Source organism: Inquilinus sp. CA228 (assembly GCF_052078665.1).
Classification (GTDB): domain Bacteria; phylum Pseudomonadota; class Alphaproteobacteria; order DSM-16000; family Inquilinaceae; genus Inquilinus.
This window is the reverse complement of sequence record NZ_JBQJIK010000010.1, coordinates 81,888-97,349: the sequence shown is the minus strand read 5'-3', so window position 1 is coordinate 97,349 and position 15,462 is coordinate 81,888. Positions and strand designations below refer to the sequence as shown.

The window sequence follows — 15,462 nt, the reverse complement described above, 5'->3', positions numbered from 1 at the left end:
GCGATCAGGACTTCTTGCCGGTCCAGTAGAAGTTGCTGTCGAAGGCCGGGCCCCAGGTGATGCCCTCGACGTTCTTGCGCATGGCCGGCACCTCGGTCTGCTGGAACATCACCGCGAAGGGCGAGATCTCCATGTGCTTGCGCTGCAGGTCCTCATAGATCTTCGCCCGCTTGGCGCCGTCGCGCTCGGTCACCGCGCTCTGCGCCAGCTTGGTCATATCCGCGTCCTGCCAGCCATTGCGCCAGGCCAGGGTCTTCGACTTGGCGTCGGCGCCGTTGTCGACGTTGATGGCGAAGGTCTCGGCGTTGGAGTTCGGGTCCTGATAGTCGGTGCCCCAGCGGCCGATATACATGTCGTGGTTGCGGGCCCGGTACTTGGTCAAGGTCTGCTTGTTGTCGCCGGGGATGATCTCGATCTGCACGCCGGCCTGGGCGAAGGTCGACTGGATCGACTGCGCCATGTCCATCGAGGGCGAGGCGTTCCAGACGTCGAAGGTGGTCTTGAAGCCGTCCGGCAGACCGGCCTTGGCCAACAGCTCCTTGGCCTTGGCGACGTCGAGCTTGAACGGCTGGTCGGCGATCTCGCCCAGCATGCCCTGCGGGATGAAGCCCTCATGCTTCACCGCGATGCCGCGCATGAAGCTGTTGGCCATGCCGTCATAGTCGATCAGGTATTTCAGCGCCTGCCGCACCTCCGGCTTGTCGAAGGGCGGGTGCGTGGTGTTGAAGCTGACATACCAGACCGAGCCCTTGGGCGAGTTCTCGAGCTTGATGTCGGGGTTGCCGTCCAGCGACTTGAGCTGCTCGGCGCTGAGGTTGCGGGCGACGTCGACATCGCCCTTCTGCAGCAGCAGCATCTGGGTCGCCGCCTCGGCCACATGGCGGATGAAGACGCGGCGGAAGGCCGCCTTGCCCTGCCAGTAGTCGTCGTTGCGGTCGAACACCAGGGATTCGTTCGGCTTCCAGGCCGACAGCTTGAACGGGCCGGAGCCGGCGGAATGCGTCTTCAGCCATTCATGGCCGAAATCGCCGTTCGCCGCATGGGCCATCGCCTCCTTGCTGTCGATCACCGAGGCGACGCCCGAGGTCAGGCAGTTCAGCACGAAGGTCGGGGCGTAGGCCTTGTCGGTCTTGAACACCAGCGTCCGGTCGTCCGGCGCCGTGACCACCTGGTCGACATTCTCCGCAGTCAGGCCGAACTGGCCGAGGATGAAGGCCGGCGACAGGTTCAGCTTCACCGCGCGCTGCAGCGACCAGGCCGCGTCCTGGGCGGTCAGCGGGTTGCCGGAGTGGAACTTCACCCCGCTGCGGATCTTGAAGGTGTAGGTCAGGCCGTCGTCGGAGACGGTCCAGCTTTCGGCCACGCCGGGCAGGATCTTGCTGACGTCCTTGACGTCGTAGCCGATCAGCCGCTCATAGACCTGGGCCTGGTACTCGGCCGCCGAGAACTCGAAGATCTCGGCCGGGTCGAGCGAGATGATGTCGTCGATCTGCCAGGCCTCGACCAGAGTGTCCTTCGGCGTCTCGGCCATCGCCGGCAGGCTGGCGCAGGCCAGGATCGTCGCTGCGAGTATGTTGCGGGTGAAACGCTTGATCACGTTTTCCCCTCCCTGTTTGTTATGTCCAAGACCACGGGACGGAACCGGGCGTCGGCTCCCGGGGTCGGCTCATCTTCCGGGCCGCATCGGACCGGAGTCAAGGAACGTTCCCGGCCATCGGAAGACGCTTGCCGCCGGCGGAATTCCGCCTAGGCTCGCCCGAACACCGGGACGCGGATGGGGGACAGGGTGGATCGATCAGCACATATATGGACGGCCGTGGCGGCGCTGGCCGCGGCACAGGCCGAGCCGGGCCAGCCGCTAGCGCTGTACCGCGCCGCCGACGCCGCCTACCGGGCGCTGCTGGGCCACCGGCTGTTCACCATCATGGCGCTGCGCGCCGACATGGCGGAGGCGGAGCGGGTCTACACCAACGACGCCTCCTCCTACCCGGTCACCGGCCGCAAGCCGATGCAGGAGAATCGCTGGTCGGCCCAGGTGATCGGCCGGCGCGAGGTGTTCCTGGGCCGCACCCTGGCCGAGATCGCCGAGGTGTTCCCGGACCATGAGCTGATCGGCTCGCTGGGCTGCGGCGCGGTGCTGAACTTTCCGGTGCTCTATGACGGGCGGGTGCTGGGCACGGTCAACGTGCTGGACGCCGAGGGCCGCTACGACACGGCCGCCGCCGAGCGCGGCCGCTGGCTGGCCCCGCTGCTGGTGCCGGCCCTGCTGGCCGGCTGACGGACTCGCGAACACCAAACAGGGAGACAAAGAATGCGGACCCTACCGTCCTTCCTTCTCGCCGCGGCGCTGCTGGCGCCGCTTCCCGCGGTCGCGGCGACGCCGGCCGACGCGCTGGTGGTGGCCAAGAACATCGACGACATCGTCAGCCTGGACCCGGCCCAGGCCTACGAGTTCACCTCCGGCGAGATCGTCACCAACACCTATGACCGGCTGGTGCAGTACGAGGCCGAGGACATGCAGACGCTGGTCGGCGGTCTGGCCGAGAGCTGGGCGGTGTCCGACGACGGCAAGACCCTGATCTTCAAGCTGCGGCCGGGCGTGACCTTCCAGGGCGGCAACCCGCTGCAGCCGGAGGACGTGGTGTTCTCGCTCGCCCGCACGGTCAAGCTGAACAAGGCGCCGGCCTTCGTCCTGACCCAGCTGGGCTGGACGCCGGACAATGTCGAGCAGATGGTGCGCAAGACCGGCGATGCCGAGGTCACGGTCACCACCAGCGGCGGCTTCGCCCCCAGCTTCGTGCTCAACATCCTGGCCTCCCGCCCCGCCTCGGTGGTCGACGAGACCACGGTGATGGAGCATGCCAAGGACGGCGATCTGGGCAATGCCTGGCTGGGCCAGAACTCGGCCGGCACCGGCCCGTTCGCGCTGCGCGCCTACAAGCCGGCCGAGTCGATCGCGCTGCGCGCCAACCCGGCCTATTTCCGCGGCGCCCCGGCGATGAAGTCGGTGATCTACCGCCATGTTGCCGAGCCGGCGACCCAGCGCCTGCTGCTGGAGGCCGGCGACGCCGACATCGCGCGCGACCTGACGCCGGACCAGGTGGCGGCGCTGGAGGGCAAGGACGGCATCGCCATCGGCACCTACCCGCAGGCCGCGGTGCATTTCTTCAGCCTGAACCAGAAGGCCGAGGCGCTGCAGAACCCGAAGCTGTGGGAGGCGGTGCGGTACCTGGTCGACTATGACGGCATGACCAAGAGCTTCCTGCGCGGCCAGATGAAGATTCACCAGGCCTTCTGGCCCGAGGGCTTCCCCGGCGCCCTGAACGACACGCCGTTCAAGCTGGACGTCGCCAAGGCCAAGGCGCTGCTGGCCGAGGCCGGCGTCAAGGACGGGCTGACCATCAAGATGGACGTGATCTCCAGCCCGCCCTTCACCGAGATCGCGCAGTCGCTGCAATCGACCTTCGCCCAGGCCGGCATCACGCTGGAGCTGGTGCCCGGCACCGGCAGCCAGGTGATCACCAAGTACCGCGCCCGCAACCACGAGGCGGTGCTGCTGTACTGGGGCCCGGACTTCATGGACCCGCATTCCAACGCCGGCGCCTTCGCCTACAACGTCGACAATTCCGACGGGTCGCCGCAGAGCACCACCACCTGGCGCAACAACTGGCTGGTGCCGGAGCTGAGCGCCGAGACCGATGCGGCGCTGAAGGAGCGCGACGCCGCCAAGCGCGACGCGATGTATGTCGACCTGCAGCGCAAGGTCCAGGCTTCGTCGCCGATCGTGATCATGTTCCAGGCGGTCAGCCAGGTGGCGATGGCGAAGTCGGTGCAGGGCTACGTCAACGGCGCCACCACCGACCAGATTTATTATCGATTGGTGACCAAGAAGTGAGCACCATCGAGACCGAACGCCTGGTCCTCCGCCCCCACCGGGCGGAGGATTTCGACGACCTCGCCGCGATGTGGGCGGATCCGGAGGTGACCCGCTTCATCGGCGGCCGGCCCTCGACGGCCGAGGAGAGCTGGGCCCGGCTGCTGCGCTATGGCGGGCTGTGGGGGCTGCTCGGCTTCGGCTACTGGGCGGTGCGCGAGCGCGCCGGCGGCCGCTTCGTCGGCGAGGTCGGCTTCGCCGATTTCCGCCGCGGACTGGGATTCGACGGCGTGCCGGAGGGCGGCTGGATCCTGATGCCCTGGGCCCAGGGCCGCGGCCTGGCCGGCGAGGCGGTCCGTGCCGCCCTGGGCTGGGCCGACGCCCGCGGCTGGGACCGCAGCGTCTGCATCATCGATCCGGAGAACGCGCCGTCGCTGCGCCTGGCCGGCGCCTGCGGCTATCAGGAGATCCGCCGCCTCACCTACAAGGACCATCCGGTCGTCCTGCTGGAGCGGACAAGGGCATAGGACACGGACGCGTTGCCTCTCCCGCCAGGTGGGAACGGCAAAGCCATCGGCCTCTCGGGCACACAAGGGTTTGTGCGGCGGCGGTCAGCCGCCGCCCGGTTTCAGCAGCCAGGGGGCGCGGTCGAGCTTTTCGCCGGTGTCGATGTCGTACCAGCCCCGGACCGAGATCTTGTCGCTCTCCTCGAGATGCCAGTAGCGGCCGGCATCGGGGCCGTCCTCGGGCCACCAGGACGCGGGCGGCTTGTCGCCCTCCGCCCTCGGGCGCCGTCCGAACCAGTCGGTGCCGGAATACTGCGGGTCGATCCAGGCCGGGTCGGGGCGGATGCGCATGTCGCGGCAGAGATGGAAGACGATCTCCTCCAGCGCATGCCCGGCGAGGGCGAGGTCGGCATCGATCTCCGGGTCGTCGACCAGCCGCTTCCACATCGCGGCGATCTGCGCCTCGCAGGTCCCGACATCGAGGTCGCGGTTGGCGGCGACCGAGCAGGCGACGGCGCGGGCCACCCGGTGGCGGCGCGTCTCCTTCGCCGCCGCGCTGTCGCGGGCGTGGACAGCGGCCTTCTCCGCCATCTCCTGGCGCTTCCGGGCGAGGTGGAGCTTGAGCGCCAGCGTGCGGCGAACGCCGCGGCCGGCCCGGTCGAAGGCCAGCCCGAACTCCCTGGCCTTGGCGGCGTCATTGGCCCCGATGGCGGTCATCGTGGCCTGATGCATCGCCTCCGCCTGCTCGGCATCGGCCTGGTCGTAGGCCGGTGCGGCGGGCTGCAGGGTGGAAACGGAGTGCGCCTTGTTAATAGAACATAGCACGAACAAAATCGCGAATTAAAGCAATTGCACATTGCGTTTACAACTCGACCGGCCGCCTTGAACTGGGTGTCCTCCTCCATCTTGTCGCGCTTGGTCGCCATGGTCACCGCGGGCTCGGCGCCCCAGTTGGCGGCGTCATAGCCGAGACCGACGATGGCGCGCAGCGGCGGGCACCGAGTCGAGAGAGATGTCGGCGCCGCCAACGCTGTCGTCGCCCTCGATCGGTCCAATTTGGATCTATGGGATCGCAATTTTTCGTCATACCATATTATGCATTCGTGGCGCCGTAAGCCGGACCACATACGCCAATCCAGGCATCAGACAGTCTATCCAACAAAAGAACGGACCTTCAGCGACAATAGTTTTTCTTGGCTCTGTAACAGGAGAATATTATGTCTCAATATTTTGCCATTCAACTTACAACGACCGGTAATTGGAATCCGCCTTACGTCTTATGCTATAATACCTGGGGTGACTCGAGAGGCACATTGCTGCTTTGGCAGCAGCAATTGCAGGCATCGACAATAACACCGCAAAAGGGGGGAGCCAGTTTCGGGAACCAGCAGTGGTCGATCAGCTGGGACGGATACATCTGCAGCGCCATCAATTCGGAACTCTTTCTCACCCTGGATGAAAGCAGCTCAACCGTTACCCTGGCGGCCATCGGCCCGGGGCAGATCCAGCAATGGGTGATCCTGTCGGGCGGGGGCGGGACGGCAATGATCGCCACAAAGGAGTCCTATACCGCCTGGCTGGCAAACAGGAACAGCAGCGCGCCGCCTCAGATCCAGGTTCTCTCGGTGGAAGGATCGCCCGGCAACGGTTCCGTGCTGACCACCAATGGTCAGGATTATCCGGGAACGGCTCCCACCACGATGCAGCAGTGGAGCATCCTTCCCTGCTACACCGTGGTCGACCAGTGGACGACGATCAAAAGCCTGCAGAGCCCGGCTGGCGAGGACCTCCTCGTCTCGCTGCCGATGAAGATCTCCGGCAGCCTGAAGTCGGGTCATTCGCTGGACATCATGCCCACGAGCACCCAGGCCATCGTTGCTCCGCGCGTCGGCTTCGGCAACGGGTCGACCTGGCAGCTGACGGCGACCGGCTGCCTTGTGAATGCCTGGAACTCCGAGCTGGTGCTGACGGCCGGCATTGATTCCAGCGGCGATCTCGACGGCACGGTCTGGGTGTTCCCGTTGACCGCCAGCACGCCTTCGGCCAACCAGGTCTGGATCGTCTCGCAACGTGGCGTTCTGGTCAGCCTGGCCACCAATGCGAATGAGGCCACCTGCGCGCTGACGGCGCCGATGCAGGGCGACGCGCCGCAGTCTGGCGCCCAGCTGACCATGACCCCTTACGCCCAGGGCCGCCCGACGCCAGGGCAGCAGTGGGAGTTCTTTCCCGGCCTTGCGCTTCAGACGCTGCTCGCGCAGCCGCCCGTCGCCTTCCCCACACTGAATTCGACAACCTACGACTACATTGAAAAGCAGCTCTGGCCGACGAAGACGATCACCGTCTCCGGAGGGGGCACCAAGACGGTCGGGGGACCGCCACCAGGCGGGCTGCGGCCGCAATACACGAATCTCGCCGCCCCGCTGGCCAACTTTCAATCCCAGATCCTGGCGATCCCCAATCCCAATCCGCCGGACGGCAGCCCACCGCCATACCCGGACTGGGACGAGGTCGTCAGTCAGCTCGTCGCCGAGCTGACCGCGGCACAGGCGGTCCAGAACCTGTTTCAGCAGATGTCGCTCGTGGCGATGGAGCTGACGCAGGCGCAGTCCCTGGTTCTCAACGACATTGCAGCGGAGTTGCAGGTGGCCCCCGCCACCACCCTGAAGGCCAAGTTCAAATGGGAGCAACTCGTCATGGGCATCATCTACACGGCGCTGAATGTCGGGGCCGGCCTCGCCACGGGGGGAGAAAGCTCGATGGCCAAGACGCTCGCTTCCACCGGCATCTCGGCCGTCGCCAACCTGCTGCAGACCGCCTTCAACAGCACCCAGCTGAAATCGGAACGCCAGCAGCCGAAGGACGCCGGGTTCAACACATACGCGCAGATGGAGGCGAGCCTCCTGCTGGCCTTCGAGCAGATCGAGGAGGAGATCGCCACGATCGAGGAGATGGTGCTGACCGATTGGCGCAAGCTCCAGATCTTCTATGACATGTGCCTGGTGCCGTCGGGCGTCGACTCGCTGTTCTGGCCGTCCAAGGCCACGCCGTCGCAGGCCCGCAAGATGCTGCCCGGCTATATCGAGCAGGTTCTGAAGGCCTTGATTCCCACCAATAGCAAGTACGTTATCGATAGCTACAGCTTCGAATCCGGAACCGCGACCGCCGGACTTGCCGTCGATATGAGCTCCAGCTCTCCCAGCCAGACCTATATTGCCATCAATACGCCACTCACCACCGAGTCTTCGGGCGGCTCGACGTTCAACACCTATACCAAATACGTGGCCAGCTGGCCGACGCGGCTGGTCGACTACATTCTGGAAAGCCAGGCGACCCTGAACTCGGTCTTTCGTGGCATCGACGGCTGGCAGATCCCGATCAAGGAGCTGCTCGCCACCGGCGGATGCTGCTACGTCATCGTCAGGAATGCGACCGATACGAAAATCTATGTCAATCTGTACGGCTCGGGTGTCAACGGCCAGCCTGAGAATGATGCCCAAAGCTACTACGCCAATATAGGCCCGTACGACCTTGTTATCGCCGACATCGAGGGCAATCCGAAGAGCGGATCAATTCTCAGCATTGTTCCATATTCGGAAGAAAATGCAAAATTGGGTGGCGTATCGGTCTTTACGAGCGGAGACATAGAAGACCTGAATCAACCACCTTCGCCGTACTCACTTGAGGTGGTTCTGCTCAAGATCTCGAATCAGCAGAATTGGATGTTTCTCGTCACCCTCGGGTACACCTGAACAGGCGATGCGCCTGAGAGGGGCCGCCGCCAGGGCGGCCCCTCTCAGGCGGCAGGATGCCGCTTCAGAACTTGTAGGTCAGGTTCAGCCGCACGCTGCGGCCCGGCTCGGTGTAGTAGCGCAGCGGCTGGGCCCGGTTCTCGTCGGGGATGTTCAGCGCGTCGTAGTATTTCCGGTCGAACAGGTTGAACACGCCGGCCTGGATGCGCACGCCGTTCAGCCGCTCCGGCTCCCACCAGCCGGTCAGGTCGACGATGGCGTAGCCCGGCGCCTTGAACTGGGTGTCCTCCTCGACCTTGTCGCGCTTGGTCGCCATGGTCACCGAGGCGTCGGCGCCCCAGCTGGCGGCGTCGTAGCCGAGGCCGAGGATGGCGCGCAGCGGCGGCACCGAGTTGAGATAGACCTTCTCGCCCTCGTCGCGGCCGACGGCCCAGGCCAGCGAGGCCCAGCTGCGCCAGCCGTCGCCGAAGCGCCAATGCGCCGCCGCCTCGATGCCGTAGATCCGCACCCGCGCCCTATTCTCATAGGCGCTGACGCCGAGCGGATAGGTGCCGGACGGCACGCCGACGCTCTCGGGGTCGACATCGACGGCGTCGATGAAGTTGCGGTACCAGTTGTCGAACCAGGTGATCGAGCCGCCGAGGTCGTCGTCGCCGAGCCGCGCGCCGATCTCGTAGCCGCTGCTGGTCTCCGGCTTCAGGTCCGGGTTGCCGAGCCGGAGATAGGTGCCGGCGCCGCCATAGTTGAGGTACAGCTGGTCGGCGGTCGGCGCCTTGAAGCCCTTGGCCCATTGGGCGTAGAGCGTCACCTCCTCCAGCGCCTGCCACGACACCAGCACCTTCGGCGACAGCGCGCTGTCGGAGGACGAGGACGGCAGGTCGCCGCCATTCGGCCCGACATTGGCATTGTCGCGATAGGCCGCGGTCTCCTGCGGGTTCAGCTCGTACCAGTCGAAGCGCAGGCCGGGGGTGATCTTGACCCGGCCGTCGAGCAGCGCGATCTCGTCCTCGGCATAGAGGCCGACGGTGTTGCCCTGCACCTCCGGCATGTCGGCCTGGTTGCTGTGCAGGAAGTCGCACAGCCGCGGGCCGAAGATCGCCGGCCGCGTGGTCGGCGGCGTCGGGCAGTTGTCGACGCCGCCGGAATGCTGCTCGACCCCGATGTGGTAGTACTCGCCGCCGAGGGTCAGGCGGTTCGGCAGCCCGGCCAGGTCGACCGTCTTCCCGGCCTCGCCGTTCAGGCCCCACAGCGTCTCCTCGATCCGGTTCCGGCGCTCGTAGCGGCCGCTGGGATAGCCGTATTGGAACGGGTCGCCCGGGATGATGAAGGCGCGGGAATCGACGCTGCGCAGCCCGTCATTGCCGTCGAGCCGCTCGGTCGCCAGCCAGTACAGCGTCAGATGCGCCTGGTCGAGCAGGCCGCCCGATTTCGGCGCCGTGTAGTCGTAGTCGATCGAGGCGCGCTTGCGCTCGGTGCGCTCGATGCCGTCGTCATGGCCGATCAGGTAGCTCTCGCCCGGCCCCTGGTCGGTCCGGATGTCGAGGTTGTCCTGGCGGCGGAAATACTCGCCGGTGAAGGACAGGCGGTGGCCGCCCTCGAAATGATGCGCCAGCTTCACCAGGATGTTCTGCTGGTTGTAGTCGTCCGGGTTCGGCTTGGTGCGGTCGGCGCCATAGCCGCCGACGTTGCCGCGATTGTCGAGCTCGTGGCCGATGCGGAAGCCGCCCTGCAGCATGAGGTAGGTGTCGGTGGCGATGCGGCCGGCGACCGCGGCACTGCCGCCGACGCTGTCGTCGTCGCCCTGATAGCCGAACTTGGCGATGCCGCCATAGTCCTGGCCGTCGATCAGCAGGTCCTCCGGATCGAAGGTGCGGAGCGCCAGCACGCCGCCCAGCGCGCCCGAGCCGTAGCGGCTGGAATCGGCGCCGCGGATGACCTCGACCATGGACAGGGAGTCGAAATCGAAGCTGCGCAGCCCGCCGCGGACCTCGCGGGCGCCGTCGTTCAGATAGGGCAGCCGGATGCCGTCGAGCGTGGTCAGCACCCGGTCGCCGTCCAGGCCGCGGATGTTGATGCTGTCATTGGCGCGGTTGAAGTTCACCCCGGCGTCGACGCGGCGGCCGAGATCGGTCCAGCTGCGCACGAAGCGCTGGTCCAGCTCCTCCCGGTCGGTGCTGTCGGTCCAGGCCGGCTGCTCCTCGGCCGCGGCGCCGGTGACCGGGATCGGCGCCAGCTGCAGCGCCGGGTCGGACGGTTGGACCGGCGCGGCCGGCGTGGCGGTGTCCGGCACCGACTGCGCGAGGGCGGCCGCCCCACCCAGACCCAAGGCGCCCAGCGCCACGCCCAGGCGCAATGCGCCGCGATACCGACCGACCATGCTGACTTCCCCCACTGCGCGAGAACGAGTCCGGCGGCTGGGGGTGAATCCGACCTGGCTGAACCGGGAATGCGACGGCGCGGGCTCTGACTGGCCTCGGCACCGCGCGATCCGGCTGTGAGTTATCCGCAGCGGCAACGAAACGTCAACAATATTCTGCAAATCATTCTTAATCTCACTCTACTGGACACGAAACCAGATTCGAAAAGCATCCACGGAACCTTTCGCCGACTTCGGCAAGAGAAATCGTCCACAACATTCTTAAGAAAACCCAGCGAAGCGACATCTGTCTGCAACAAACCTCGACTAGGGTCCGGCCATCTTTTTGATCAGCGCCATTACCAGCGCCGGAATCCCAGGGGTTCGCGGCGAAGGGTGGCGTTGTCCGTTGTTCGTGCCCGGCGATCACTGTCGCAGCGGGATTCGAGGCATCGCGTTTTTTTCCGGGGGGCCGGGATGACATCCGACAGCAGGCGCGACTTCCTGAAGATGGCCGGCGCCGCGGCCGGCGGCGCCGCCGCGCTGGCGGCGTTCCCGCCGGTGATCCGCCAGGCCCTGGCGATCCCGGCCAACAACGCCACGCGCTCGATCAAGGATGTCGAGCATGTGGTGGTGCTGATGCAGGAGAACCGGTCCTTCGACCATTACTTCGGCACCTTCACCGGCGTCCGCGGCTTCGGCGACCGCTTCACCATCCCCCTGCCGGGCGGCCGCTCGGTGTTCCAGCAGTCGAACGGCAGCCGGGTGGTGATGCCGTATCACCTGGACCAGCGCCGCGGCAACGCGCAGCGGGTGACCGGCACGCCGCACACCTGGAGCGACGCGCACGACGCCTGGGCCGACGGCCGGCTGTCCGAATGGCCGCGCTACAAGCAGAACCAGTCGATGGGCTATTACCGGGAGACCGAGCTGGAGTTCCAGTTCGCCCTCGCCAACGCCTTCACGCTCTGCGACGCCTATCACTGCTCGCTGCACGGCGGCACCAACCCGAACCGGCTGTTCCACTTGACCGGCAGCAACGGCCCGACCGGTGCCGGCGTCGCCGCGGTGCTGAACGAATGGACCGATCTCGGCCCGTCGAGCCAGGGCTACGCCTGGACCACCTATCCGGAGCGGCTGCAGGCCGCCGGCGTGACCTGGAAGGTCTATCAGAACCTGCCGGACAATTTCGGCGACGACCCGCTGGCCGGGTTCCGCCAGTACCGCAAGGCCAACGAGGCGGTCGGCAACCTGCCGAACGGCCTGCCCTTCTTCCCCTGGCGGGAAGCCCAGGACAAGGCCCAGCCGCTGTACAAGGGCGTCGCCAACACCATGCCGACCAGCGGGCTCGGCCTGCTGAGCAACCGGCTGGCCGAGTTCCGCGCCGACATCCAGGCGGGCAAGCTGCCGCAGGTGTCCTGGCTGGTGGCGCCGGCGACTTATTCCGAGCATCCCGCGCCGTCCAGCCCGGTGCAGGGCGGCTGGTATGTGCAGGAGACGCTGGCGGCGCTGGTGGCCAACCCGGAGCTGTGGAGCCGCACCGTCCTGATCGTCAATTTCGACGAGAATGACGGCTTCTTCGACCATGCGCCGCCGCCGGCCGCCGCCTCGCGCAACCCCGACGGCACCCTGGCCGGCGGCTCGACCCTGTCCGCCGCGGCGCTGGCGCCGGAATACTTCAGCCATCCGAAGCCGCCGGGCAGCACCGGGCAGCCGCAGCCCGACGGCCGGGTCTACGGGCCCGGCCCGCGCGTGCCCTGCTACGTCGTCTCGCCCTGGAGCCGCGGCGGCTGGGTCTGTTCCGAGAGCTTCGACCACACCTCGGTGCTGCGCTTCCTGGAGGCGCGGTTCGGGGTGCACGAGCCGAACATCGGCGCCCATCGCCGCGCCGTCTGCGGCGACCTGACCTCGGCCTTCGACTTCGACAATCCGAACACCGACCGGGCGCCGGAGCTGCCGAGCCGGACCAAGGTCGCCGCCGACCTGATCCGCCTCGGCCAGGCGCTGCTGCCGCAGGTGGCGGTGCCGGGCGAGGCGGCGCAGCAGCCGCCGCAGCAATCGCCCGGCCTGCGCCTGTCGCGCGCCCTGCCCTATGAGCTGGGGGTGACCGCCGACGCCGGCCCCGGCCGGGTCCGGCTGGCCTTCGCCAACAGCGGCGCGGCCGGCGCCGTGTTCCATGTCTATGACCGGCTGCACCTGGACCGGGTGCCGCGCCGCTACACGGTCGAGGCCGGCAAGTCGCTGGCCGGCGACTGGGCGACCGACCCGGATTTCGGCCAGTACGACCTGTGGGTGCTGGGGCCCAACGGCTTCCACCGGCATTTCACCGGCAGCGTCGCCGCGCTGGGCGCGGGCAAGCCGGCGCCGGAGGTCGTGGTCGCCTACGACAAGCCGGCCGGCGCGCTGGTGGTGCGGCTGCTGAACCGCGGCGGCCGCGCCTGCGTCTTCACCATCGCCGCCAACGCCTATCGCGAGATCGAGGGGTCGCCGCGCCACCCGGTTCCGGCCGGCGGCCAGGCGACGCTGCGCCTGCCGCTGCTGGCGCAGGGGCGCTGGTACGACGCGACCGTGCGGGTCGAGGGCGACGCCCTGTTCGCCCGCCGCTTCGCCGGTCGCCTGGAGGACGGGACGCCGAGCGTCTCCGACCCGGCCTTCGGCCAGACAGGCGCCGCCTGATCCGGCCGAACCCACGGCCGGAGCGGGACAGGCCCGCCCGGTCATAAGAATAAGATCCAAAAGCCAGGAGAGTCCTGAGATGACATCCGAAAGCAGGCGCGACTTCCTGAAGATGGCCGGAGCCGCCGCCGGCGGCGCCGCTGCGCTGTCGATGTTCCCGCCGGTGATCCGCGACGCGCTGGCCATCCCGGCGCACAACGCCACCCGCTCGATCAAGGATGTCGAGCATGTGGTCGTGCTGATGCAGGAGAACCGGTCCTTCGACAACTATTTCGGGACCTTCCCGGGCGTCCGCGGCTTCGGCGACCGCTTCACCATCCCGCTGCCGAACGGGCGCAGCGTGTTCCAGCAGTCGAACGGCACCCGGGTGGTGATGCCGTATCACCTCGACGCCAAGAAGGGCAACGCCCAGCGCGTCAGCGGCACGCCGCACAGCTGGGTCGACTCGCAGGAAGCCTGGGCGAACGGCCGGATGACCGACTGGCCGCGCTACAAGCAGAACCAGTCGATGGGCTACTACAAGGAGGGCGAGGTTCCCTTCCAGTTCGCCCTCGCCAACGCCTTCACCCTCTGCGATTCCTATCACTGCTCGCTGCATGGCGGCACCAACCCGAACCGGCTGTACCACTGGACCGGCACCAACGGCGCGACCGGCGCCGGCGTCGCCGCGGTGGTCAACGAGTGGGACGATTTCGGCCCGTCCAGCCTGGGCTACACCTGGACCACCTATCCGGAGCGGCTGCACAAGGCCGGCGTCAGCTGGAAGGTCTACCAGAACATCCCGGAGAATTTCGGCGACAACCCGCTGGTCGGCTTCAAGCAGTACCGCCGCGCCAGCGAGGCGGTCGGCAACGGCCCGACCGGCGCGCCCTACGTCCCCTGGACCCAGGCGCAGGACCAGGCCCAGCCGCTGTACAAGGGCGTCGGCAACACCATGCCGAAGAGCGCCCTGACCACCCCTTCCAGCAACCGGCTGGAGGAGTTCCGGGCCGACATCCAGGCGGGCCGCCTGCCGCAGGTGTCCTGGGTGGTGGCGCCGGCGACCTATTCCGAGCATCCCGGCCCGTCCAGCCCGGTGCAGGGCGCCTGGTACATCCAGGAGGTGCTGGCGGCGCTGATCGCCGATCCGGACCTGTGGAGCCGCACCGTCCTGATCGTCAATTTCGACGAGAATGACGGCTTCTTCGACCATGTGCCGCCGCCGACGGTGCATTCGTTGAACGCCGACGGCAGCCCGGCCGGCGCCTCGACCCTGTCCGACCAGGCGATCGCCTTCGAGCGCTTCAACTACCCGGTGCCGCCCGGCACCACCGGCCAGCCGAAGCCGGACGGCCGCGTCTTCGGCCCGGGCCCGCGCGTGCCCTGCTACGTCGTCTCGCCCTGGAGCCGCGGCGGCTGGGTCTGCTCCGAGAGCTTCGACCACACCTCGGTGCTGCGCTTCCTGGAGCGTCGCTTCGAGGTGCAGGAGCCGAACATCCCGCCCTATCGCCGCGCGGTCCTGGGCGACCTGACCTCGGCCTTCAACTTCTTCAACCCGAACAGCGAGCGGCCGCCGCGGCTGCCGAGCCAGACCAAGGCCGCGGCCGACGCCGTCCGGGCGCAGCAGGAGACGCTGCCGCAGGTGCCGGTGCCGGCCGAGGCCAGCCAGGCGGCGCCGCGCCAGGACCGCGGCATCCGCCCGTCGCGCGCCCTGCCCTATGAGCTGGCCGTCAATGCCGAGGCCGACGACAACCGGGTGCGGCTGAGCTTCGCCAACACCGGCAAGGCCGGCGCGGTGTTCCACGTCTATGACCGGCTGCATCTCGACCGGGTGCCGCGGCGCTATTCGGTCGAGGCCGGCAAGGATCTGGACGGCGAGTGGACCACGTCGCCCGACTACGGCAAGTACGACCTGTGGGTGCTGGGGCCGAACGGCTTCCACCGGCATTTCACCGGCACCGTCGTCGCCGGCGGCCGCAAGGCCGTGCCGGAGATCGCGGTCAGCTACGAGAAGCGTGCCGGCGGCCTGATCGTGCGGCTGAGCAACCGCGGCAGCACCCCCTGCGTGTTCACGCTGAAGGCCAATGCCTACAGCCTGTTCAACTTCCCCTGGCGTCAGCTGGTGCTGCCGCATGGCCAGTCGACGGCCTACCTGCCGCTGCTGCTGTCGGGCAAGTGGTACGACTTCACCGCGCGGATCGACGGCGACTCCCTGTTCACCCGCCGCTTCGCCGGGCGCATGGAGGATGGCAACCCGAGCGTGTCCGACCCCGCCATGAGCGATTTCGGCCAGGCCTGACGGACAGTCCCGCGCCGGTCTCC

Annotated in this window: 9 protein-coding genes; 6 read left to right on the top strand and 3 right to left on the bottom strand. The window is 67.4% G+C overall.

The window, feature by feature from the left end; translation table 11 throughout:
- Positions 1 to 4: 4 nt before the first annotated feature.
- Complete coding sequence (locus ACTOWL_RS06830) at positions 5 to 1,597, bottom strand: ABC transporter substrate-binding protein (RefSeq protein ID WP_441320453.1); 1,593 nt, start codon at positions 1,595 to 1,597, stop codon at positions 5 to 7.
- A 219-nt stretch (positions 1,598 to 1,816) separates the two neighbouring features.
- Between ACTOWL_RS06830 and ACTOWL_RS06825 the strand changes: the two genes are divergently transcribed.
- From ACTOWL_RS06825 to ACTOWL_RS06815, 3 genes are read left to right on the top strand one after another with little or no spacing between them, the layout of a single operon-like run.
- Positions 1,817 to 2,278, top strand: a complete 462-nt coding sequence (locus tag ACTOWL_RS06825) for a hypothetical protein (RefSeq protein ID WP_441320452.1) — start codon at positions 1,817 to 1,819, stop codon at positions 2,276 to 2,278.
- A gap of 33 nt (positions 2,279 to 2,311) precedes the next feature.
- Positions 2,312 to 3,895 (top strand): ABC transporter substrate-binding protein, encoded by a 1,584-nt coding sequence (locus tag ACTOWL_RS06820; RefSeq protein ID WP_441320451.1) that lies wholly within the window; start codon positions 2,312 to 2,314, stop codon positions 3,893 to 3,895.
- Complete coding sequence (locus ACTOWL_RS06815) at positions 3,892 to 4,401, top strand: GNAT family N-acetyltransferase (RefSeq protein WP_441320450.1); 510 nt, start codon at positions 3,892 to 3,894, stop codon at positions 4,399 to 4,401. Before ACTOWL_RS06820 ends, ACTOWL_RS06815 begins: the two co-directional genes overlap by 4 nt.
- An 84-nt stretch (positions 4,402 to 4,485) precedes the next feature.
- On the opposite strand, the gene ACTOWL_RS06810 is transcribed toward ACTOWL_RS06815, so the two are convergent.
- Positions 4,486 to 5,205: a hypothetical protein gene (locus ACTOWL_RS06810; RefSeq protein ID WP_441320449.1), complete on the bottom strand. Its 720-nt coding sequence runs from the start codon at positions 5,203 to 5,205 to the stop codon at positions 4,486 to 4,488.
- A gap of 488 nt (positions 5,206 to 5,693) precedes the next feature.
- Here ACTOWL_RS06810 and ACTOWL_RS06805 point away from each other — a divergent pair, with 488 nt between their 5' ends.
- Entirely contained in the window at positions 5,694 to 8,129 is a 2,436-nt protein-coding gene (locus ACTOWL_RS06805; protein WP_441320448.1) for a hypothetical protein, read from the top strand.
- A 64-nt stretch (positions 8,130 to 8,193) separates the two neighbouring features.
- Here the strand turns inward: ACTOWL_RS06805 and ACTOWL_RS06800 are convergent, their stop codons facing one another.
- Positions 8,194 to 10,506 (bottom strand): TonB-dependent hemoglobin/transferrin/lactoferrin family receptor, encoded by a 2,313-nt coding sequence (locus ACTOWL_RS06800; RefSeq protein ID WP_441320447.1) that lies wholly within the window; start codon positions 10,504 to 10,506, stop codon positions 8,194 to 8,196.
- A 456-nt stretch (positions 10,507 to 10,962) separates the two neighbouring features.
- Between ACTOWL_RS06800 and ACTOWL_RS06795 the strand changes: the two genes are divergently transcribed.
- Entirely contained in the window at positions 10,963 to 13,161 is a 2,199-nt protein-coding gene (locus ACTOWL_RS06795) for a phosphocholine-specific phospholipase C (protein WP_441320446.1), read from the top strand.
- Between the two features lie 79 nt (positions 13,162 to 13,240).
- Positions 13,241 to 15,439, top strand: coding sequence for a phosphocholine-specific phospholipase C (locus ACTOWL_RS06790; protein ID WP_441320445.1), 2,199 nt, complete (start codon positions 13,241 to 13,243; stop codon positions 15,437 to 15,439).
- Positions 15,440 to 15,462: the final 23 nt, after the last annotated feature.

What these genes read in the sequence shown, in the direction of transcription:
- ACTOWL_RS06790 (WP_441320445.1), top strand. Translation starts at nt 13,241, where the DNA reads ATGACATCCGAAAGCAGGCGCGACTTCCTGAAGATGGCCGGAGCCGCC.
- ACTOWL_RS06820 (WP_441320451.1), top strand. Translation starts at nt 2,312, where the DNA reads ATGCGGACCCTACCGTCCTTCCTTCTCGCCGCGGCGCTGCTGGCGCCG.
- ACTOWL_RS06800 (WP_441320447.1), bottom strand. Translation starts at nt 10,506, where the DNA reads ATGGTCGGTCGGTATCGCGGCGCATTGCGCCTGGGCGTGGCGCTGGGC.
- ACTOWL_RS06795 (WP_441320446.1), top strand. Translation starts at nt 10,963, where the DNA reads ATGACATCCGACAGCAGGCGCGACTTCCTGAAGATGGCCGGCGCCGCG.